The sequence below is a fragment of the Polaromonas jejuensis NBRC 106434 genome, from assembly GCF_001598235.1.
GTDB lineage: Bacteria > Pseudomonadota > Gammaproteobacteria > Burkholderiales > Burkholderiaceae_C > Polaromonas > Polaromonas jejuensis.
In genome coordinates this window covers 109006-131072 of the sequence record NZ_BCYO01000009.1, presented here as the reverse complement: position 1 = coordinate 131072, position 22067 = coordinate 109006, and the positions used below count along the sequence as shown (strand labels likewise).

At 62.3% G+C, this 22067-nt stretch carries 20 protein-coding genes and 1 pseudogene; 14 read left to right on the top strand and 7 right to left on the bottom strand.

Annotated elements, in window-relative coordinates; genetic code table 11:
* The first annotated feature begins 7 nt into the window (after positions 1-7).
* Positions 8-808, top strand: a complete 801-nt coding sequence (locus PJE01S_RS12865; protein ID WP_377372345.1) for an SDR family NAD(P)-dependent oxidoreductase — start codon at positions 8-10, stop codon at positions 806-808.
* A gap of 141 nt (positions 809-949) precedes the next feature.
* Here the strand turns inward: PJE01S_RS12865 and PJE01S_RS12860 are convergent, their stop codons facing one another.
* On the bottom strand, positions 950-1828 hold the full coding sequence (locus tag PJE01S_RS12860; protein ID WP_068834018.1) for a LysR family transcriptional regulator: 879 nt from the start codon (positions 1826-1828) through the stop codon (positions 950-952).
* Between the two features lie 136 nt (positions 1829-1964).
* On the opposite strand from PJE01S_RS12860, the gene PJE01S_RS12855 reads away from it, so the two are divergent.
* On the top strand, positions 1965-3014 hold the full coding sequence (locus PJE01S_RS12855; RefSeq protein ID WP_084389522.1) for a pirin family protein: 1050 nt from the start codon (positions 1965-1967) through the stop codon (positions 3012-3014).
* A 43-nt stretch (positions 3015-3057) separates the two neighbouring features.
* Here PJE01S_RS12855 and PJE01S_RS12850 read toward each other — a convergent pair whose 3' ends face one another.
* The 4 genes from PJE01S_RS12850 to PJE01S_RS12835 form a co-directional block, all read right to left on the bottom strand.
* Positions 3058-4227, bottom strand: coding sequence for an SLC13 family permease (locus tag PJE01S_RS12850; RefSeq protein ID WP_245660760.1), 1170 nt, complete (start codon positions 4225-4227; stop codon positions 3058-3060).
* A 355-nt stretch (positions 4228-4582) separates the two neighbouring features.
* Positions 4583-4930 (bottom strand): MoaF-related domain-containing protein, encoded by a 348-nt coding sequence (locus PJE01S_RS12845; protein WP_068834058.1) that lies wholly within the window; start codon positions 4928-4930, stop codon positions 4583-4585.
* Positions 4931-4937: 7 nt separating this feature from the next.
* Positions 4938-5741: a 2,5-didehydrogluconate reductase DkgB gene (gene dkgB / locus PJE01S_RS12840; RefSeq protein ID WP_068834016.1), complete on the bottom strand. Its 804-nt coding sequence runs from the start codon at positions 5739-5741 to the stop codon at positions 4938-4940.
* 71 nt (positions 5742-5812) lie between these two features.
* Complete coding sequence (locus tag PJE01S_RS12835; RefSeq protein ID WP_068834015.1) at positions 5813-7015, bottom strand: MFS transporter; 1203 nt, start codon at positions 7013-7015, stop codon at positions 5813-5815.
* Between the two features lie 113 nt (positions 7016-7128).
* On the opposite strand from PJE01S_RS12835, the gene PJE01S_RS12830 reads away from it, so the two are divergent.
* Complete coding sequence (locus tag PJE01S_RS12830) at positions 7129-8013, top strand: LysR substrate-binding domain-containing protein (protein WP_068834014.1); 885 nt, start codon at positions 7129-7131, stop codon at positions 8011-8013.
* Between the two features lie 6 nt (positions 8014-8019).
* On the opposite strand, the gene PJE01S_RS12825 is transcribed toward PJE01S_RS12830, so the two are convergent.
* A complete protein-coding gene (locus PJE01S_RS12825) occupies positions 8020-8919 on the bottom strand; it encodes a LysR family transcriptional regulator (protein WP_068834013.1) in 900 nt (299 codons plus the stop codon).
* Positions 8920-9007: 88 nt separating this feature from the next.
* Between PJE01S_RS12825 and PJE01S_RS12820 the strand changes: the two genes are divergently transcribed.
* The 4 genes from PJE01S_RS12820 to PJE01S_RS12805 are packed head-to-tail and all read left to right on the top strand — an operon-like array spanning position 9008 to position 12371.
* A complete protein-coding gene (locus PJE01S_RS12820) occupies positions 9008-9694 on the top strand; it encodes an RraA family protein (RefSeq protein WP_068834012.1) in 687 nt (228 codons plus the stop codon).
* Complete coding sequence (locus PJE01S_RS12815) at positions 9600-10700, top strand: Bug family tripartite tricarboxylate transporter substrate binding protein (protein WP_245660758.1); 1101 nt, start codon at positions 9600-9602, stop codon at positions 10698-10700. Before PJE01S_RS12820 ends, PJE01S_RS12815 begins: the two co-directional genes overlap by 95 nt.
* Positions 10701-10720: 20 nt before the next feature.
* Complete coding sequence (locus PJE01S_RS12810; RefSeq protein ID WP_068834010.1) at positions 10721-11383, top strand: RraA family protein; 663 nt, start codon at positions 10721-10723, stop codon at positions 11381-11383.
* Between the two features lies 1 nt (position 11384).
* Entirely contained in the window at positions 11385-12371 is a 987-nt protein-coding gene (locus PJE01S_RS12805) for a Bug family tripartite tricarboxylate transporter substrate binding protein (RefSeq protein WP_245660757.1), read from the top strand.
* Between the two features lie 124 nt (positions 12372-12495).
* Here PJE01S_RS12805 and PJE01S_RS12800 read toward each other — a convergent pair.
* A pseudogene (locus tag PJE01S_RS12800) lies at positions 12496-12666 on the bottom strand (type I glyceraldehyde-3-phosphate dehydrogenase); the annotation flags it as partial.
* Positions 12667-12972: 306 nt separating this feature from the next.
* On the opposite strand from PJE01S_RS12800, the gene PJE01S_RS12795 reads away from it, so the two are divergent.
* The 7 genes from PJE01S_RS12795 (at position 12973) to PJE01S_RS12765 (ending at position 22065) form a co-directional block, all read left to right on the top strand.
* Positions 12973-14031 (top strand): cytochrome-c peroxidase, encoded by a 1059-nt coding sequence (locus PJE01S_RS12795; RefSeq protein ID WP_245660755.1) that lies wholly within the window; start codon positions 12973-12975, stop codon positions 14029-14031.
* 29 nt (positions 14032-14060) lie between these two features.
* A complete protein-coding gene (locus tag PJE01S_RS12790; protein ID WP_084389506.1) occupies positions 14061-15827 on the top strand; it encodes a DAHL domain-containing sensor histidine kinase in 1767 nt (588 codons plus the stop codon).
* Positions 15824-17119: a sensor histidine kinase gene (locus PJE01S_RS12785; protein WP_068834006.1), complete on the top strand. Its 1296-nt coding sequence runs from the start codon at positions 15824-15826 to the stop codon at positions 17117-17119. Before PJE01S_RS12790 ends, PJE01S_RS12785 begins: the two co-directional genes overlap by 4 nt.
* The gene (locus tag PJE01S_RS12780; protein WP_068834005.1) at positions 17116-18738 is read left to right on the top strand and encodes an ATP-binding protein; all 1623 of its coding nucleotides are present in this window, start codon (positions 17116-17118) and stop codon (positions 18736-18738) included. Before PJE01S_RS12785 ends, PJE01S_RS12780 begins: the two co-directional genes overlap by 4 nt.
* Positions 18739-18933: 195 nt before the next feature.
* Positions 18934-20682: an adenylate/guanylate cyclase domain-containing protein gene (locus PJE01S_RS12775; protein WP_068834004.1), complete on the top strand. Its 1749-nt coding sequence runs from the start codon at positions 18934-18936 to the stop codon at positions 20680-20682.
* A gap of 196 nt (positions 20683-20878) precedes the next feature.
* Positions 20879-21691, top strand: a complete 813-nt coding sequence (locus PJE01S_RS12770) for a response regulator transcription factor (RefSeq protein WP_157090320.1) — start codon at positions 20879-20881, stop codon at positions 21689-21691.
* Positions 21692-21714: 23 nt separating this feature from the next.
* Entirely contained in the window at positions 21715-22065 is a 351-nt protein-coding gene (locus tag PJE01S_RS12765; protein WP_068834003.1) for an Hpt domain-containing protein, read from the top strand.
* Positions 22066-22067 lie beyond the last annotated feature (2 nt).

Below are 22067 nucleotides of genomic sequence, written 5' to 3'. Positions count from 1 at the left end.
GACATCCATGACCGGAACCCATTCAGCGAATTCATCCACGCCCGTGGCCGTAGTGACCGGAGGCGCACGCGGCATCGGCCTGGCGATCGGCCAGTGGTTTCTTTCGAACGGCTACCGTGTTGCACTGCTGGACATCGACGCCGACACGCTGATGCCCGCCGCCGCCAGGCTGCAGGACGCGGGCCGGGTGCTGGCCGTCCACTGCGATGTGTCGGACCCCGCGCAGGTGCAGTCCGCCATCGAAAAGGTCGAGGCCCATTTCGGCCGTATCGATTCACTGGTCAACAACGCGGGTATCGCCGTCTTCAAGCCGATTGGCGCGACGACGTTTGAGGAGTGGCGCCGGGTGCTGGCCACCAACCTGGACGGGGCTTTCCTGTGCACGCAGGCCTGCGCGCCCATCATGGTCCGCACGGGCGGTGGCAGCATCGTGAACATTGCGTCCATTTCCGGCTTGCGCGCGAGCACCCTGCGCGTGGCTTACGGCACCAGCAAGGCCGCGCTGATTCACCTCACCAAGCAGCAGGCCGTCGAGCTGGGCACCGTCGGTATTCGCGTCAACGCGATTGCACCCGGCCCGGTGGAAACCGAAATGGCCAAACTGGTCCACAGCGTGGCGATTCGCTCCGACTACCACGACGTGATTCCGCTGGAACGCTACGGCACGCCCGAGGAAATCGCGTCAGCCACCGGCTTCCTGTGCAGCAAGGCCGCCAGCTATGTCAACGGCCAGGTGCTTGCCGTGGATGGGGGCTTTGACGCTGCAGGCGTGGGGCTGCCGACGCTGCGGAAAAACCAGGCCGCCTGAAACGCCGGCATTTTCTCCCTCGCCCCTTTGGGGAGAGGGTTGGGGTGAGGGGCCGCGCACTAATGTCGTGGCCACTCTCCGGCCCTCACCCCCGCCCTCTCCTGGAGGGAGAGGGAGTGAAATCGAAAAACGCTCATGCTCTCAGCGCAATCTGGGCAGGTAGCGCAAAAACTCCTTGACGATGAACGCGTCGTCGTCGGCCCGCCAGGCGACGCCCGTTTCCACCTGTGTCTTTTCGCCGCGCAAGGGGCGGTACACCACGCCTTCGCGGCGCATGACCTGCACGCAGGAAGGCACCAGCGCCACGCCCATTCCGCCTGACACCAGGCTCACGATGGTGTGCTGCTGGCGCGCGTGAAACAGCTTGGGACTGAAGCCGTGCCGCATGCAGGCGGCGACCACCGTGTCGAACATCATGGGGCCGTTGTGGCGCTCGAACAAAAGAAAGCGCTCGTCAGCCAGGCGCTCGAGCGGCACCCGTGCCAGGCCCGCCAGGGGGTGCCCCTCGGGCAGCGCGATCATGAGCGGATACCGGCTGGTTGCCCGGTAGCTCAGTGACGGCGGCAGCTGCGGCAAGGCAAACAGGCAGCCGATGTCCAGCGCGCCCGATTCGAGGTCGGGCACGATACGGTCGGTTGACGACTCCTGCAAAGACAGCCGGACGCCCGGGAAGTCGGTGGTGAAGCGCTTGAGCAGGTCGGGTAGAAATGAATACGCCGCCAGGCTGATGAAGCCGATGGAGAGCGAGCCGCCCAGGCCAAGGGCTGCCATGCTGGCGTGCTGCTTCAATGACTCGGTCCGCGCCAATATCGCCCGGGCATCCCGAAGCACCTCCTCGCCTTGCGGGGTCAGGGCAATGCGGCGGGAGTTGCGTTCAAACAGCCGCAGGCCCAGCTCGGTTTCCAGTTCCTTGATGGCCAGGCTGACGGGCGGCTGAGACAAATGCAGGCGCTCGGCAGCCCTTCCAAAATGCAGCTCCTCGGCGACGGCGACGAAGCAGCGAAGGTGACGCAGTTCCATCCGGTTTCCAAATAGATGAGTTTAAATTCAGGGGTTTCCCAAATGTACAGGGGCGGCGATGGCGCGGTACGCCCGTTGGCATGCACTTGAAAGTAGATAGATAGAGCCTCAGCTGTATCTTTTGGAAAGCACCGCCATGTCCGCCAACCCCATCGTCCACATCAAACCCCTCGGCTTCCCGTGGGAAACCCTGGACCCCTTCCTGTTCTGCGTGTATCACGACGACGCCTATCCACAGGCCAATGCGCAGATGGGGCCGGCGGCCTCGCTGGCGGGGCGCGACATGGGCCAGGACTTCAGCCGCAAGGACGGCTGGAGCATGTACCACGGCAGCACGGTGCCGGGCTTTCCGCCGCACCCGCACCGCGGCTTTGAAACCGTGACCATCGTCCGCAAGGGCCTGATCGACCATGCCGATTCGCTGGGCGCGACCGCGCGCTTCGGCCAGGGCGATGTGCAGTGGCTCACCGCCGGCAAGGGCGTGGTGCATTCGGAAATGTTCCCGCTGCTGGACCAGCAGAACCCGAATCCGCTGGAGCTGTTCCAGATCTGGCTGAACCTGCCCGCGGCGAACAAGATGGCCGACCCGCACTTCACCATGTTCTGGTCGCAGGACATCCCGCGCCTGACGGCCACGGATGCCCATGGCCGCAGCACCGAGGTCGCCGTGATCGCGGGCCGGATGCAGAATACGGACAGCGCGGCTCCGCTGGCGCCGCCACCCGATTCCTGGGCCGCGCAGGCCGACGCCGACGTGGCGATCTGGACCCTTCGCATGGCGCCCGGCGCCACATGGACGCTGCCAGCCGCCACCGGCAAGGACACGCGGCGCAAGCTGTACTTCTTCAAGGGCGCGTCGGTCACCGTGGCCGGCGAAGCCGTGGCCAGCCATGCCGCCATCGAGCTGCGCGCCGGCGAAGCGGTTGAGCTGGCCAACAGCAGCAGCGAGCAGGCAGAATTCCTGCTGCTGCAGGGCCGGCCCATCGGCGAGCCGGTGGTGCAGTACGGCCCGTTTGTCATGAACACGCAGGCCGAGATCGCGCAGACCCTGGCCGACTACCGGCGCACGCAGTTTGGCGGCTGGTCGTTTACCGACGACGCACCGGTACATGGACGTGAACCGGCGCGCTTTGCGCGGCACCCGGACGGCAGGGAAGAGCGCCCGGCGGCCGCGCCGGCGAAGTGACAGCGGCGCAAGGCCAACCCGGGGCGGCCCTGGCCGCAAGGGCCTATCGGGCAATCCCGAGGACGACCAGGGCATAGCCCACCGCCGCCGCCACCAGCAGGAAGGGCAGGGCAAAGCCATGAAAGTGCGGCCAGGCCTTGCGATCCTGCGCCATGCGCAGCGCAATCAGGTTGGCCAGGGAACCCACCACGAGGCCAAAGCCGCCGACATTGACGCTGTAGGCCAGCACGCGCCAGTCCCTGGAATACTCGGCCAGCGCAATGGCCGCCGGCACATTGCTGATGACCTGCGAAGCGGCGATGCCGGTGAAATACAGGCGCAGCGGCTGCGCCAGGTCCAGCCCCGCCATCGCGCGGTGCACGACCTCCAGCCCGGAGAGCAGGCGCAGGTCGATGAACATCAGCACAAAGACCAGCAGCAGGCCCCAGTCCACCCGCAGCAGCACCCGGGGGCGCAGCAGCGCAAAGACCAGCAGCACCCCGGCCACCGCCCAGGCGGCCTGGTGAAGGTCCGTGGCGACCAGGAAGGGAATGTAGAGGGCCAGCGAGACGCTGAGCAGCGTGCGGTCCAGCGGCGGCGGCTGGTGCTCGTCGCGCACCTGCACCTTGCGGCCGCGGAACACGCAGGCCGTGAGGCCCAGCAACAGCAGCATCAGCAGCGCCACCAGCGGCAGCATGTGAAGGGTGAACGCCGCGAACGACGCGCCCGACAGCTGCCAGAGGAACAGGTTTTGCGGATTGCCTATGGGCGTGAGCGCCGAGCCGGCATTGACGGCCAGCGCTTCAAAAATGACCAGCTTGGTGGCGGGCAGGCCGGTGATGCGGCAAACGCCCAGCGTGAGCGGCACCACCACAAAGAGCGCCACGTCGTTGGTGAGCAGCGTGGAGAGCAGCGCGGCGGCCAGCACCAGGCACAGGGCGGTGGCGCGCTCGGTGCTCATGAAGCCGATCAGCCAGTGTCCCAGGCGATGCAGCGAACCGCTGGCCTCTAGGCCCTTGGTCAGCACCAGCAGGCCGGTGAGGGCCGCGATGGTGGGCCAGTCGACCAGCGAGGGATAGCTGCCTGCCTTGCCCGGCGCCACGGCGGTCAGCAGCGCCAGCGCGGCGATCAGCACCAGCAGCAGGGGATCCTTGCGCAGGCCCGCGGCCATGGCTTGCAGCCCGCGCACCAGCGTTTGCAGTGCGCCCGCGAAACTTTCCCTTGTGTTGTTCAATTCACCATGTCCTTGAAGCTTGATGCGAGGCATGCCGCGCACCCCATTGACCATCCGCCATTAGAACAGCACCAAGCCGCGACCCGGCGCGCTTGGCGCGGCACCTGGGCAAGCACGAGGACCGGCCGACGACGGCTGAACCTTACCGGTCGCCGCCAGGCTGTCGCTATATTTTTAATAGCTGCCTGCGCACAACTCGTATGGGCTGGAAGCCATTTTGATTCATTTCCCCGTTCAAGGCGCTCCATGCCCGCTGCCGGAGCAGGTCAGACCGCCACGCTGAAGCCGTTGCGCGGCGCCGCTGCGGGCCGTGAGTGAGGCCAGTTGATGTCAGTGTGTTGGTTTCCATCGCGGGTCAGGCGGCCTGCACGCGGGTGAGTGTGCCGGCCATGCGAACGAAGTCGTGTGTTGCGGTCGTGTAGAAACTGCGCGACGTGCCGCCTGAGAAGTCGTCGACATGCACCACCGTGCCCTTGTCGGCCTCCTGCCATGACAGTACGTAGAGACCCAGGTCGATTTCCACCGCGTCGTACCGGACTTCGGCGCTTGCCCCGGCGAACGCACCGGTAAGGACCTCGTAGCGCATCGTCCGGCCGTCCTCGGCATAGATGTTCAATACCGTCATCGCTTCGCCATAGTCGATCCTGAAGGTCCGGCCGACGAAGGGTCTCAGTGCCGCAGTGTTTTCGGTTTGTGTGGTCATGCGCATGTCAATCCCACCTGGGCGCCAGGCCGTCCGGATTGACCAGCCGCTCGCCCCGGTCCAGCGCAGCAATCTCCGCCATGTCCAGCTCCGTTAGCCGCAGCTGCTGCGCCAGCAAATTGCCCTGCAGGTTGGCGCGCTGGGTCGACGACGGAATCACCGCATAGCCCAGCTGCATCGCCCAGGCCAGCGCCACCTGCGCGGTGGTGGCGTTGTGCCGCTGCGCAATCTGCAGCAGCACCGGGTCCAGCAGCACCTTGCCGTAGGCCAGCGTCATGTACGACGTGATGTGAATGCCCTGGCTGCGTGCGAAATCAACCATCTTGCGGTTTTGCAGGTAGGGGCTCAGCTCGATCTGGTGGGTGGCGATGTTGGCGGCGCCCACCGTGTCTATGGCTTCCTGCAGGAGGGCCCTGTTGAAATTGGAGACGCCGATCTGTTTTGTGAGGCCTTGTTTCTTCGCTTCCGCGAGCGCACCCAGCGTATCGGCCAGTGGTACCGCGCCGCCCGGAGACGGCCAGTGGATCAACGTGAGGTCCACATGGTCGGTGCGGAGCTTGACCAGGCTGTCCTTGAGGCTGGGGATCAGCTTGTCTTTGGCCAGGTTGTCAGTCCAGATCTTGGTGGTGAGGAAGAGCTCGCTGCGCGGCACGCCGCTGGCGTCTATGGCCTGGCCGACCTCGGCTTCGTTGCCGTAAATCTGCGCGGTGTCGATGAGGCGGTAGCCGAGGGCCAGCGCGTTGCTGACGGAGTCGATCACGACCTGGTCCTTGAGCCGGAAGGTGCCGAGGCCGAATGCGGGAATGCTCATGGGGATGTTCTTTCTGAATGGATGATGAATGTAGGTAGGGAGATGCAGGGAGGGATAAGGCGGCCGGGCCATCAATGGGCCAGGGCGGTGCCCTTGCCGGCCATGCGGGCAGGCACGCCGTCGCGGGCGTCAAGGCGGCCGCTCCAGTAAGTGAGCGCCAGCGCCACCAGCACCACCCCCGCGCCAATCCACGGCGTGTGCATGAGGCCCAGATGGGTGACCACCAGGCCGCCGGCCCAGGCCGCAAAGGCGATGCCGAGGTTGAAGGCGGCGATGTTCAGGCCCGAGGCCACGTCGATCGCCTGGGGCGTGTGGCGCTCGGCCTGGCTCACCACATACACCTGTAAACCCGGCACGTTGCCGAACGCCACGGCGCCCCACAGCAGCACGGTGCCCACGGCCAGCCACGGATGCGGCGCGGTGAACTGAAACAGCAGCAGCACGGCGGCGAGCAGCGCAAAGATGATCTTCAGCGCGGCAACCGGCCCCTTGCGGTCGGCCAGGCGCCCGCCCCAGAGGTTGCCCACCGCCACCGACACGCCGTACACCAGCATCACCCAGCCCACGGCCCCGGCGCTGAAGCCAGCCTGCTGCAGGATGGGCGCGAGAAAGGTGAAGGGAATGAAGGAGCCGCCGTAGCCTATGGCCGTCTTGGCATACACCAGCAGCAGGCGCGGCTGGGCCAGCACCCGGAACTGCTGCGCCAGCGACGCCGGCGGCGTGTGCCTGATGTTGCGCGGCACGAACAGCAGGCTCACCACGAAGGCAATCGCGCCCAGGGCCGACACGGCGAGGAAGGTCTCGCGCCAGCCGAAGTGCTGGCCGATGAAGGTGCCCAGCGGCACGCCGGTGACCAGCGCCACCGTGAGGCCGGTGAACATGATGGCAATGGCGCTGGCGGCTTTTTCCTTGGGCACCAGGCCGGTGGCAATGGTGGAGCCTATGGAAAAGAACACGCCGTGCGCCAGGCCCGTGAGGATGCGCGCAGCCACCAGCGAGCTGTAGCCGGGCGCCTGCCAGGCCAGCAGGTTGCCCAGCGTGAACAAGGCCATGAGGCCGAGCAGCAGGGTCTTGCGCGGCAGCCGGCCGGTGAGGGCGGTGAGCACCGGCGCGCCGATGGCGACGCCCAGCGCATACAGGCTGACCAGCAGGCCGGCCGAGGGCAGGCTGATTTGCAGGTCGGCCGCCACGGTGGGCAGCAGGCCGACGATGACGAACTCCGTCGTTCCGATGGCAAAGGCGCTGATCGTCAGCGCGAGAAGGGCAATGGGCATGAGAGGCTCCGGGTGGTCAAACGAAGCCTGCAGTGTGCGAGGTTTATCTTTGCAGAAAAACCCCTGCTCATGCAGAATATATTTGACCTGGAAGCAACAATGCAGGAACACCCATGAAAACAACCCTCGAAGAACTGCTGGCCTTTCGCGCGGTGGTGGACAGCGGCTCCATCACCGCTGCGGCCGACCAGCTGGGGCAAACCGTGTCGGGCATCAGCCGGGCGCTGGGCCGGCTCGAGAAAAAGCTGGGCACCACCTTGCTGCGCCGCACGACGCGGCGGCTGGAGCTGACCGAAGAAGGCCAGACCTTCCTGGCGCGCACGCGTGCCATCCTGGACGCCATGGACGAGGCCGAAGAGGAAGTGACGGCGCGGCGGCAGCAGCCGGCCGGGCTGCTGCGCGTGAACGCGGCCTCGCCCTTCATGCTGCACGCCATCGTGCCGCTGCTGCCGGAATTCAGCGCGCTGTTTCCCAAGATCGAGCTGGAGCTCAACACCGACGACCTCAACGTCGACCTCCTGGCCCAGCGCACCGACATCGCGATACGCATCGGGCCGCTGCGCGACTCCACCTTGCACGCACGGCCGCTGTGCACCAGCCGCCTGCGCGTGCTGGCCAGCCCCGCCTATCTGGAAGCGCACGGCAAGCCAAAACGCGTGGCCGACCTGGCGAGCCACGCGCTCATAGGCAACAGCCAGGTAGCATCCCTGAATGAATGGCCGCTGCGCGGGCCCCATGGCGACAGCTATCCGGCCACGCTCAAGCTCAGTGCCTCCAGCGGCGAGACCATGCGCCATCTGGCGCTGGCGGGCATGGGCATTGTGTGCCTGGCCGACTTCATGACCGAAGCCGACCGCGCGAACGGGAGCCTGGTGCAGCTGCTGGTGCGTGACACCGTCGAGGTACGGCAGGCGGTGAACGCGGTGTACTACCGCAACACGGCGCTGTCATCGCGGATCACGGCGTTTCTGGACTTCATCGCGGCGCGGCTGCAATGACACAGGCTAGAGCCGCCGCGCAGATTGCTCCTGAATGATTTTCAGAAATGCATCTGTCAACCGGCTTTGCTCGTCCCTCTTGTGAACGGCAAACACTTTGGCCGTCATCCTGGCTCCGCGAATCGGCAAAAAGCAAACGTCCGTCCGGTTGTTCACGGCCACCGTTTTTCCGACCAATGTCGCACCCAGCCCGGCTGCCACCAGACCCAATGCCGTATGAATTTCCTTGGCCTCGTAGCCGACGCGCGGTTTGGCGCCAGCAGCTTCCAGCAGCCCCAGTGACAACTTTGAAAAGTTGCTGTGCGGATCCTTCGGGTAGCTGATGAAGGGCATCTCATCCAGATCCGAGGCTTTGAGAGACTTTCGCGCGGCGAGCGGGTGATGCATGGGAATGGCCGCAATCAGCGCCTCCTTGAACAGAGGGGTGTAAGCCAGGTCGGGTTCGGCCTCGAACTCACCGATGGTTCGTGAAACGCCGATGTGGATGACTCCTTTGCGAATGCCCTCCGCCTGATGTTCGGTCAGGATTTCGACCAGATCGATCTGCACTTTGGGGAAGGCAGATTTCATCTCCCTCACGGCATCGGGTACCACCGAAAAAATCGTTGATCGCGTAAAGCCAATGCTCAGCCATCCCAGGTTTCCAGACGCGATGCCCTTGGCTTCCTCGACGAGCCGGCCGGCGTCCGCCAGCAGTTCCTTGGCTTTGGGATAAACAAAACGGCCGAGCGGCGTCAGTGCCATCGGCCTGGAGGAGCGATCAAACAGTTTTCCCCCCAGCTGGTTTTCCAGCTGGCTCATTTGCATGCTGATCGCTGTGGGCGCGACAAACAGCTTATGGGCTGCAGTGTTCGCATTGCCTGCATCCACAACTTCGCAAAAGTATCTGAGCTGCCGTAAGTTCATAAATATTGAATTTTTAATCAAAATTCCGCGATTGAATTCAATCTAACTTTACTAAAGAATGGCGCCTTCTCCATTTGAGAGCGCAACAATGCAAGAAGATTTCGAGAAACTGGACTGGTTCAGACAGGCCAGGTCACTGTCCACCGCTGAAGTGTCCGATTCGCTGGACTACTTCGGCTTGCCAGGCAGCGCCTTGGGCATCAAGCCCGTGGCTGGCCCGCAAAAGCTGTTTGGCTTTGCTTTCACGATTCGATTCGCCCCCGTTGACCGGTTCGAGCCCGGCACCGTGGGCGATTTCATCGACACCTTGACACCAGGCACGGTGGTGGTTCTGGACAATGGCGGCCGTCTGGACTGCACGGTCTGGGGCGGCATTCTCAGCCAGCTCGCCGCCCACAAGGGCATAGGGGGCACGGTGATCCATGGCGTATGCCGGGACACGTCCGAAGCTGACAAGGCAGGCTATCCCCTGTATGCCTGCGGCAAGTTCATGCGGACAGGCAAGGACCGTGTCCAGGTGGAGGCTTACGAACAGCCGGTCACGCTGGGCGATGTGCGTGTGCTGCCCGGTGATCTGGTCGTTGGCGATGCAGACGGCATCGTGGTCGTACCCAGGCTGAAGATGCATGAAGTCCTTGCCAAGGCATTGCAGACCCGCGAAACCGAAGAGCAAATATTGAATGCCGCACTGGGTGGCATGGCCTTGTCCGAGGCTCGCAAAAAGTATGGGTACCACACCTTGCAACGCGCTTGCGCAACCAGGCCGGCTCAATAAATCAGGAATTCAGGAGACAAACGACATGAGAGCATTCAAGAAAAAAGCATCTGCCCTGGCAATGGGTGTGGGGCTGGCCCTCACCGGGCTGGGCGCCTTCGGGCAAACGGCCTATCCGTGCCCCCTCGTGAAAATCATCTCGCCCTACCCACCCGGCGGCACGACCGACATACTTTCGCGCCTGCTGGCGCCAGGCCTGGCCAAGGAATTGGGCACCACCGTGATTGTGGAAAACAAGGGAGGCGCAAGCAGCAACATTGGCACTGAATTTGTTGCCAATGCGGCAAGTGACGGCTGCACGATTCTTTTAGGCAACAACACAGGCATTGTGATCAACCGCAATCTTTACAAGCTGCGAATCGATCCCGTCAAAAATCTTGCCGCCGTTGGCGAGGTCGCCTCGGTGCCCCTGGTTCTCTACGTCAACACATCGGTACCGGCGACCAGCGTCAACCAGCTCCTTGAACTGATCAAGAACAACCCCGGAAAATACAGCTATGCATCGGGCGGCAGCGGTAGCCCACAGCACCTGATGGGCGAGCTGCTGAAGCTGGAGAAACAGCTGGATATCGCGCACATCCCTTACAGGGGCCAAGGCCCGGCCCTGGCGGATGTGCTGTCCGGTCAGGTGCCACTTGCGTTCGAGACGACCACGGCCATTGCCGCCCAATTGAACTCCGGGCGAATCCGCGCTTTGGCGACCACGGGGGCCGTTCGTTCCAAAGGCATGCCTGATGTTCCCACAATGAAGGAGCTGGGTTATCCCAGTTTCGTCATTGAAAACTGGTACGGCGTTTTTGTCCCTTCCAAAACACCTTCCCACCTCATCAAGCGCCTGAACCAGGCCGTGAACAAAGTGCTCAAGAGTGCAGACGTCGCAGCCAGCCTCAGCAAGCTGGGCTCCAGCGATGTGACGGGAACAGCGGAGCAATTCACGCAATTCATTGCCAAAGAGCTTCCTTATTGGGAGTCCCTGGTGAAGCGCTCCGGCGCGACCGTAGATTGAACCCGGAAAAAGGAATCCGCATGTCAAATGGAATCGCGATTGAAGCGAGACGGGACGCCTTTGTACCCGGGATTGAAGCACTGCGTGGCATGCCGTCATCGGTGATCGGTGATGTGATGGGTCGTCTGGTGGGCACCACCGGACTGCATCCCGTGAACCGCACGCCTGTGACGATGTGCGGCAATGCCCTCACGGTCAGCGTGCGCGCAGGCGACAACCTGTTGATCCACAAGGCCCTGGAGCTGCTGCTGCCCGGCGACGCACTCGTGGTGGACGGCGCAGGAGATATTTCGCGCGCCCTGGTAGGAGAAATCATGATGACCGTTGCCCGCATGCGAGGCAGCGTCGGATTTGTGATGGATGGCGCTGTTCGGGATGTGCAAGCCTTTGAACAACACCAATTTCCTTGCTGGGCGCGGGGTATCAATCTTCGCGGCCCTTACAAGGATGGCCCTGGAACCATCAACCGGCCCATCAGCATAGGCGGCATGCTGGTCAACCCGGGTGACATCATCGTTGGCGACTCCGATGGCCTGGTAGCCGTCTCCCCCCAGGAGGCATTGGCTGTTGCCAAAAGAGCCAGGAAAAAGGTTGCCCAGGAGCTGGCAACGATTCAGTCCATCCTCAACGGAAGTTACTCCGCCTCGTGGATCGATGAACGCCTCAAACAGAAGGAAGTCTGAAATGATGACAAGCCTAAAAAACAAGCCTTTCGGCAAGCTGCGCCGCTGCGCTTTGGTGGTGGCACTTGGTCTCCTGCCCTCGTCGTGGGCCCTTGCTGCTTACCCGGACAAACCCATCAAGATCATTGTTCCCTGGGCGCCCGGTGGAGCCACAGACCAGATCGGACGCCTGCTCGCCCAGGGCCTGGCGCAATCGATGGGGGTTGCCGTCGTGGTGGACAACAAGGCGGGCGCGGGCGGCAACATCGGCACACAGTCCTTTGTGAAGGAGAAGCCGGACGGCTATACCCTCTTGCTCGCCACCAGCTCGACCAACGCGGCCGGGCCTCATCTGTACGCGAAGCAAGGCTTTGACCCGGTCAAGGACTTTACCGCCGTTGTCCTTCTCTGCGCCATACCGAATGTGATGGTGGTTCCGGCCAAATCACCGTGGACAAGCCTGAACGACATTGTGGAGGCTGATCGCAGCGCGCCCGGCCAATACACCTACGGGTCAGCGGGCATAGGTAGTTCGCAGCATCTGGCCGGCGCGCAATTCAAGACCGTATCCGGCATCGACATCCGGCATGTACCTTACAAGGGAAGCGGCCCTGCGGCGCAAGACCTGATAGCAGGACATATCGACATGATGATCGATACAGGCTCCCTGGGCAGTATCAAGGGTGGACTGTTGAGGCCGCTTGCCGTGGCTTCTGAAAAGCGGCTTCAGGCCCTGCCGGCTGTTCCCACCTTCAAAGAAGCGGGTGTACCTATGGTGGCATCGGCCTGGTACGGCATCATGCTTCCAGCCAACGCCCCTGCAGAGGTGGTCCACCGGCTCAACAAAGAATTCAACCAGCTGCTGCAAAAACCGGAAATTCGAACCAGGTTTCATGAAATTGGCGCCGAGATAGCCGGCGGAAGCATGGAGGAATTCACGAAGTTTTCAATTTCGGAAATCAAACGCTACGAGACCATCGTAAAAAACTCGGGCGCTCCGAAGGAATGAGTCCTGCATTTGGCATGCGTTTTCTTCCCGGAATGCGTTGCCAGACAAGAGGCAAGAAAATAAGCGACTGATAGCCCACAAAAAAGCGCGCCAGAAGGCGCGTTTTTTTTCGAACAGGTAGCGATTATTTCGCGACCACGCGCACCATCTCCAGGCACTTGTTGGAGTAATCCCATTCGTTGTCGTACCAGGCGACAACCTTGATGAAGGTGCCGTCCAGGCCGATGCTGGCGCCGGCATCGAAGATCGACGTGCGTACATCACCCCGGAAGTCGATGGCGACAACTTTTTTTTCTTCGGTGCACCAACAGCTGCGAAACCGCATGGCCTGATTGCCGCGGCGGGGCTTTGCTCAAAGTCCAGGCTAAGCGTCTTGTGCGACCAGAGATTGATGCAGACCGATCTCGGCCATGACGCCATCGGCGGCATGCGTTGCTGAAATAGGGTTGTTTTGGCCGGGATTTTGTCCAAATCGGCTTTTTACCCAAAGAGGACAGGCAAAAAGAAACGTTTTCTTGCACAATGTTCGCAAATTGCTCACAAATACAGCCACGCAGAAAACAGCTTATCAAGTACACGGCTGATAAGTGTGAAGTGTGATTTGATCCGTATTGAAGACGAAGCCAGCAGAGCTGGCAAGGCAACAGGGTTGGCAAGAAAAAGAACTACGACTATGTCTCCGGTCCGTACCACCATACAAACAACGACATCGAGCATGTTGAAGCTCGTGATCGTCATGGTCGTCTGGGCATCCCATACCGCCACTGCGGCCTTGCTCGATGAGCCGATCCAACCGATTCCGCTGACCCTTAAGCAGGATCCGGCTCGCGCCGAAATCGGGCGGCAGCTGTTTCGCGATACGCGCCTGTCCGGCAATGGCCGTGTGTCTTGCGCCAGCTGCCACGATCTGAGCAAGGGCGGCGCTGACGGTCGCGCGCGTTCGGTGGGACTGCATGGCGGACTGACCGATGTCCACGCCCCGACCGTGCTCAATGCCGCGCTCAATTTCAGGCAGTTCTGGAATGGTCGTGCCGACTCGCTGGAAGCACAAGTTGATCAGGTCATACAGAACCCGGTTGAGATGGGTTCGAAATGGGAAGAAGTCGTTCAAAAGGTGTCGCAGGACGCCAAGTACAAGAGCGCATTTGCTGCTGCGTACAAGGACGGGGTCACCAAGGCAAATATCCAGAATTCCATCGCGACCTTCGAGCGGACCCTGATCACGCCGAATTCGCGCTTTGACAAATTTCTGCGTGGTGACGCCAACGCCATTTCCGCCGCCGAGAAAACCGGATATGCAAAGTTCAAGCAGTATGGATGCGTCGCCTGCCACCAGGGCGTGAATGTGGGCGGCAATATGTTTCAGAAGTTTGGCGTCATGGGCAACTACTTCGAAAAGCGCGGCAACCCGACGCAGGCCGATCTTGGCCGTTATCTCGTCACCAAGGTGGAAAGTGACAAGTATGTCTTCAAGGTGCCTAGCCTGCGCAACGTCGCGCTCACCGCGCCTTATTTCCACGATGCCTCCGCAAAGACGCTGGAAGATGCCGTTGACATCATGTTCAGGTACCAGCTCGGCCGCGTCGGCTCCAGGGAAGACAAAGAATCGATCATCAGGTTTCTGGGCACTCTGACCGGCGAACTGGACGTGAAACCGTGAGAGCGTCCAATCGACTGGCCTGGCTACCGATGGCGGTTGCAACCGCCGTACTGTTGTCGGTTCTGGTTTTCCTCTATGCCAAAACGCAGAGCTTTGGTGAGTCAGATTACTTTGGGAATGTCGCCCTGCTGCGGCATCTCAAGCAACTGGATGCCGAATGGGAATTGGACGTGCTGAAATCCAGGGTCGGCATCAACACGCACTACGATCCCCTAGCTGACTCCCTGACTGAATTGAGCCGGCTGCTGGAACAGCTCAAGGCGGACATGGAGACCCAAAAACACGACGAAGCTGCTGTGTTGGCGGAGGGCCGCGCGGCGCTGCTGCGTGACATCCAGGAAAAAGCCGCCCTGATCGAACAATTCAAATCAAACAACTCGGTGCTGCGCAACTCGCTGATCTTCTTGCCGACCGCGGCAGCGGACGTCGAACAGTCGATCGGGAAAACCAGTGAAAGCGCACGGTCAGCAGCCAGGCGCACCTTGATCAGCGTGAACAAGCTGCTGCTGGCCAGCATGCTGTACAGCCAGAGCGCATCGGATGACAGAGGCTCTGAAATTCAGAATGAGTTGAGCCGGCTTGAAGCCGGTTCGCATGTTTTTCCATCGGATACCAGGGAGAAGCTGGATATTTTCGGCGCGCATGTCCGCACCATCCTGCGCGAGCAAAAGGTCGTCAATCAGCTTCTCGGCAGTATTACTGTGGTGCCGACGGCAACCCGTATTGATGAGATCAGCAACGCGTTAACCGTTGAACACCAACGCGCTGAAGTGCAGAGCGGGCAGCATCGTGAGTACCTGCTGATCTTCTCGGTGGTGCTGGTGGCGCTGCTCCTGTATGCGGCGGCCCGTCTGGTGCGCAGTCATGCCGTCATCAACCGCGTCAACAAGGAACTCCATGGCGCCAATGAAAATCTGGAGCAGCGGGTTCAGGAACTGCACGAGATGCAAAGTGAACTGGTCGCTACGGCGCGCAAGGCCGGCATGGCGGAGATGGCCACCAACGTGCTGCACAACGTGGGCAACATTCTCAACGGCGTCAACGTCTCTGCCGACCTGGTCAGCAGCACGCTGCGCACCTCCAGGGCCCAGGGTTTGACGCGGGCCGTGCAATTGATGGACGAGCACGCGGCGGACCTGGGCGATTTTCTGACCCTTGACGACAAGGGCAGGATGCTGCCCGGCTACCTGAGCAGGATTGCGCAAACCCTGGCGCAGGAGCAGCAAGGCATGATCGAGGAACTGGGGCACCTCACCCGAAGCATCGATCACATCAAGGACGTCGTGGCCACCCAGCAATCCTATGCGGGGGGGTCCAGCCTCGTCGTGCCAGTCCAGATATGCGATTTGGCGGAGGATGCCCTGCGAATGAACGGTGGAGCACTCGCGCGCCATCAGGTGACCGTGGTCAAGGAGTTTGCGCAGGTACCGGTGGTACGGCTCGACCGGGCGCGCGTGCTGCAGATCCTGGTAAACCTGATCAGCAACGCCAAGAACGCAATGGCGAGCATGGCGGGTGGATCGCACCAGATCACGCTGCGTGTGGATGTCGTCGCCGGCTCCCATTTGCGGGTATCCGTCAAGGATGAGGGCGAGGGCATCCCGGAGGAGAACCTGACGCGGATCTTTGCGCACGGATTCACCACCCGCAAGGCAGGCCACGGCTTCGGGCTGCACAGCTGTGCGCTGGCGGCCAGGCAGATGGGCGGCACCCTCACGGCCCACAGCGACGGCCCCGGCAAGGGCGCGACCTTCACACTGGAACTTCCAATCAACACAGCGCCGGGTGCACCATGAACACGCTGCAGAACCGGCACATTTTGTTGGTCGACGACATGCCCTCTATCCATGAGGACTTTCGCAAGATCCTCACAGCCAGGCCGGCGGCGCGCGATCTGGACGATCTCGAAGCAACCCTGTTTGGCCAGGCCGCATCGCCGTCCGGTGACGGCTTCGAACTGGACTCGGCCTACCAGGGACACGAAGGCGTGGCCAAGGTCGAAGCCTCCGTTCAGGCCGGCCGTCCTTATGCCATGGCCTTTGTGGACATGCGCATGCCCCCCGGCTGGGATGGCGTGGAGACGATCGAGCGGCTCTGGCGCATCGACCCGCAGGTGCAGATCGTGATCTGCACGGCCTACTCCGACTACCCGTGGGAGGAAGTGCTGGCGCGGCTGGACGTGCAGGATCGCCTGCTCATCGTCAAGAAGCCGTTCGACATGATCGAGGTCAGCCAGCTGGCCAGGACGCTGACCGCCAAATGGGAGCTGACGCGGCAGGCGACGCTGCAGATGAGCAGCCTGGAAGAGGCCGTGCAGAATCTCACGGCGACCGAAGCGGCCCTGCGCCAATCCAACAAGGAGCTCGAGGCATTTGCGTACGCCGTATCGCATGATCTGCGCACGCCGCTGAGCATCATGAACGCGTTCAGCAATCTCTTGGCCAAGGAGCTGGGCGGCCATGCCAGCAAGAGGGTGCTTCATTACCTGTCCAGAATTCAGGCCAGTGCCGTGGTGGGAGCCCAACTGATCGACGACCTGTTGTCCCTGGCTCAGGTATCGCGTGCCGAGCTGTGCATGGAGCCGGTCGATCTGAGCGCCATCTCGCGCCAGCTCATGGGCGAATACCGCAGCGTTGTTCCGCAGCGCGAGGCGTCCATCACCGTTCAAGATGGCTTGTGGGTACACGGCGACCAGCGCTTGATCCGGATCGCGATGCAGCATCTGCTGGACAACGCATGGAAGTTCGCGTCCCTTCGGACCCATACCGAGATCGAGGTTGGCAGGCTGGATGGCGCTGACGGCGAGGCGGTGTTCTTCGTGCGAGACAACGGTAGCGGCTTCGACATGGCTTACGCCGGCAAGCTGTTCGGTACCTTCCAGCGGCTCCACGCGGTCCATGAGTTTCCCGGAACCGGTGCGGGGCTGGTCACTGTGAGCCGGATCGTCGGCCGGCACGGCGGCCGGGTCTGGGCCGATTCCAAACTTGGTGAAGGTGCCACGTTTTACTTCACGCTCCCTTCGGCCTCCCGGCAACGCCCGCCCAGTGAAAACCACATCGACCCACAAGAAAACAGGAGTGCGCCATGAACACGCTGCAGAACCGGCACATTTTGCTGGTCGACGACATGCCCTCGATGCATGAGGACTTTCGCAAGATCCTCACAGCCAGGCCGGCGGCGCGCGATCTGGACGACGTCGAAGCGGCCCTGTTTGGCCAGGCCGCACCGCTGTCCGGTGACGGCTTCGAACTGGATTCGGCCTACCAGGGGCACGAAGGCGTGGCCAAGGTCGAAGCCTCCGTTCGGGCCGGCCGTCCTTATGCCATGGCCTTTGTGGACATGCGCATGCCCCCCGGCTGGGATGGCGTTGAGACGATCGAGCGGCTCTGGCGCATCGACCCGCAGGTGCAAATCGTGATCTGCACGGCCTACTCCGACTACCCGTGGGAGGAAGTGCTGGCGCGGCTGGACGTGCAGGATCGCCTGCTCGTCGTCAAGAAGCCGTTCGACGTGATCGAGGTCAGCCAGCTGGCCAAGACACTGACCACCAAATGGGAACTGGCGCGGCAAGCGACGCTGCAGATGAGCAGCCTTGAGGACGCCGTAGAGAAGCGCACCAAGGCGTTGCGCGCCAGCGAATCGCTGTTGCACCAGATTACGGACGCCGTGCCAGCCTTGATTGCCTACGTCGACGCTGAACAGCGTTTTCAGTTTCACAACCGGGTCTACGAAGAAGGCTTTGGCCTGAAGCGCGATCAAATCCACGGCAAGACAATGCGCGAGATGATGGGTGATGAGCTTTACGAAAACGAGCGCAGCAAGATCGAAGAAGCCTTGTTGGGCTACGCGGTGCAGTATGACCGCGTGCAGAAAGCTGCGGATGGCCAACTGCGCGACTACGTCATGCAGTACTTTCCACGCTATGGCGAAGACGGGGATGAAGGCAAGGTGGTGGGCCTTTACTCGCTAGGTACCGATGTGACCGAACTCAAGCGCATCGATCGCATGAAGAGCGAATTTATTTCCACCGTCAGCCATGAGCTGCGCACGCCGCTCACCTCTATCCGCGGCTCGCTGGGCCTGGTTACCGGTGGTGTCGCCGGAGAGCTGCCGGCCAAGGCCAAGAACCTGGTCGGCATTGCCACCCATAGCTGCGAACGGCTCATCAGGCTCATCAACGACATTCTTGACAGCGAAAAAATCGAGTCCGGCAAGATGCGCTTTGAGCTGCAGCAGGTGAAACTGCAGCCCCTGCTGGCGCAGGCCCTGACGGCCAATCAAGGCTTCGCAGGCCAATACAACGTCGAGCTGGCCCTCGATGCACCGGCAGACGCCGTAATGGTCAATGTCGACAGCGACCGGCTCACCCAGGTCGTCACCAACCTGCTGTCCAATGCCGTGAAGTTTTCACCGCCGGCGTCCTGCGTACACATCAGGTTGCTGTGCAGCAACGGGCGGATCCGGGTTGAAGTGGCCGACAGCGGCCCCGGCATTCCCGAAGCGTTTCGCGAGCGCATCTTTCAGAAATTCTCGCAAGCCGACTCGTCGGACACCCGGCAAAAGGGCGGCACGGGCCTGGGCCTGAATATCTCCCGCGCCATCGTGGAGCACATGGGTGGCAACATGGGATTTACAACCGAGGTCGGGGTGGGGACCGTTTTCTTCTTTGAGCTGCCCGAAGCGATGCCGCTGCCGCTTGATGACTGAGGCAGCGCTGCGACGAGGCCCCTCATCCTGGTTTGCGAAGACGACCCCGACATTTCGCGGCGGATCAACCTGATGCTTGAAAAAAGCGGCTTTGATTCGGACATGGTGCACAGTGCCGCGCAGACCTGCGCCTGCCGCCCTGCATTCGGGTTGCCCCGGGGCGGGGCTCGCGGGTTTTAAAGGAAGATCCGGACCATGAACCAAGCGGGGAGGCCAGGAACAGACGGGTTGCTGGATTCCGCCACCGGCAGCGTGGCTACCCCGGCGCGGCCGCACATCCTGGTGATTGAAGACACGGCCGACATCCGCTATTTCCTTGCCGCCTTGCTGGAGAGCCGTTACGAGGTACTGGTGGCGGATTCGGGCGAGGCCGGCCTGGAGATGGCAAGGGCGAACATGCGGCCCGAACTTATCCTGCTCGACGTCATGATGCCCGTCATGGACGGCTATGAGGTCATGGCGCAGCTGCGGCGCGACCCGCGCACGGCAGACATACCGGTCATATTCCTGACGGCCCTTAGCAGTGTGGAAGAAGAGCAACGAGGCCTGGACCTGGGCGCCACCGACTACATCACCAAACCGATCAGCCCGCCCATTCTTCTTGCACGGGTCAGGCTTCACCTGGAGCGCAGTTCCAACGCCAAACGCCTGAAGGGCTTGTCCGAGCAGCTGTCGCGCTATCTTGCGCCGCAGGTTTACCGGTCGCTTTTTGACGGCTCGCGCCAGGCCAAAATCCAGACCCAGCGCAAAAGGCTCACGGTATTTTTTTCCGACATCAGGAATTTCACGGCCTCGACGGCGCAGTGGCAGCCCGAGGAAGTCACTTTCCTGCTCAACAGCTATTTCGAAGAGATGTCGCTGATCGCAGCCGAATACGGTGGCACGCTCGACAAATTCATTGGCGACGCCATCGTTATCTTTTTTGGCGACCCGCATACCCTGGGGCCTCGGCAGGATGCGGTGCAGTGCGTCAGGATGGCGGTTGCCATGCAAAAGCGCATGGATGAGCTCCATGTGCGCTGGAAGGCCATGGGCATCAACAAGCGCTTCGAGATCCGCATCGGCATCAATTCGGGATTTTGCGACGTAGGCAATTTCGGCAGCAATCTGCGCATGGAGTACACCATCATCGGGCGCGAGGTCAACCTCGCCGCCCGGCTGGAGCAAGCCGCCGAGCCCGGCGAAATCCTGATTTCCAGCGAAACCCATGCCCTGGTGCAGGGCGAAATCCAGGTGGACGCCCGGGGCCCGGTTCTCGCCAAGGGCTTTGCCGAGCCCATCGCGGTATATGCCGTGCATCAAACCAGCGCAGCTGCGCTGGCTGATGCCGGCGTCATCCAGTGCGACCGGCCGGGAATTCACCTGCAAATCGACATGGGCCGCCTGACGGGCAAGGAGCGGGCAGACGCCGCGACCGAACTGCGCAGGGCGCTTGAGAGTCTGGAGGCGCCGGCTGTAGCGCAGGCGCCTGCTGCAGCTCCGCCTGTTCCCGAGGCGGCCATGCCGGCGCTTGGGGCGACGAGTGCGGCGGACGTGGTGTTGCCTGAAGGTGTGGCCGGGCTTGACATCGCACTGGGGCTCCCCCGGGCCATGAGCATGAAACCGTTTTATGTGTCGATGCTGCGCCGCTACCTGGAAGGCCGCCATGACGCGCCCGTGCGCATCCGCGAAGCCCTTGATGCGGGCGACCTGAAAACCGCGGAACTGCTGAGTCACTCCCTGCGGGCCATATCGGCGCAAATTGGTGCCACGCGCGTGCCCGCCGATGCCGGCGCGCTGGAGCAGGCCCTCGGTAACGACTTGCCGCGCGGGGCCATAGACAGCCTGCTGGGGGCCCTGGAGATCTCGCTGGGCGAATTGATCTCCGCGCTGGGCGCCGTCTTGCCGCCCGCAACCGCTGCAAGCGGCGGGACTGGCCCCGAAACACCGGCGGGTATACAGTAAACCCCCCCGGATGTTTCACCAGTGCAGCGGCGCGTCGGTTCTTGAGGGTGCTGGCTTGCTGGCTCGTCGACCGAGGGGCCGGCGGGCTCGCCTCGCCTCCGCCCCTTTGCCTCACACCTTGATAAATCACTAGAATCAGCCTGATAGCCACGCCAAGAGGTAGCTTCCAGCAACCAAGAACAAGGGCTGACATACCGTGCACGACAAGGAGGTTTATTCACTGACGCCTCTGGGTGAGCACCAGTTGCGCGGTGCCATGACCACGGCCTTGCCCGCGGAAGTTGAATTGCTGGTCCGCGTGGATGGCATCCTCACCCTCGGCCAGATCAAGGCGGGCATGAAGCCTTTTCCACCCGATGACTTCGATGCCACCTTCTCGCGGCTGATCGACAGGGGGTTGCTGCGTGTCCGGATAGACGATCCGTTTGCCGATCAGTTCACCATCAAGCCCTCGAAGAAAGCGTTGACGCTGGCCACGGCCGAAGCCGATGCCGGTACTGCTTCGCTGCAGAAGGCCGGCTATTTCGTGCGCATTGCGCGCAAGCGGCCGCTGCGCGTGCTGCCCGAGGAGGAGGAGGAGGAGGAGCTGTCCGCCCTTATTGTGGAAGACGAGCCGCACCTGGCCAAGTTCCTGCAGCACTACCTCACGTTCGAGGGCTTCGATGCGCGCATCGCCGGCGCGCGGGCAGAGATCGTCGCCGAACTGCGCAAACTCCCGGTTCCTGATCTGGTCCTGCTGGACGTGATGCTGCCCGATGCCGACGGCTTCGACATTCTGCTCAGAATGCGCCAGCACCCTGCGCTCAAAAACGTGCCGGTCATCATGATGACCGGCAAGGCCACGCGCGAAGCGGTCATCAAAGGTCTGGCAGGCGGGGCAGACGGCTATGTCACCAAGCCGTTCGAAGCCGACGCCCTGCTGGAAGCTGTGCGCACCGTGACCGGCCTGCCCGACGACCGGCCAGCCATTCCCCCCAGCACCGAACCCTGGCCGGAAAAAGCCAAATAAGTGCGCTGGCACTGCATCCCACCATGAGCCGGTCCAAGCTTGAGCTTCTGCAATTCATAGAGGCCCAGCGCACCGATTACCGGCGCACGCTGCCTGAGAAAGTGGCCCGGATCGAAGCGCTGTGGCAGGACGTCCGGCAAGCCGATGAGGCACAAGACAAACTCGGTGTCCTGGAGCGCATGGCCCACAATCTGCACGGCACGGCCGGGACTTACGGTTCTCGCGATTTGAGCCACGCCAGTCATGCCCTGGAGCTGGCCGTTCGGGCCCTGCTGGACGCGGGTGCACCGCCCACGGGCGCGCTGCAGCAGCAAATCACGGAAGCGATCAACATGGTCAGGCTCAGCCTGCCTTCCGAGTCATCCCAGAGCTGACA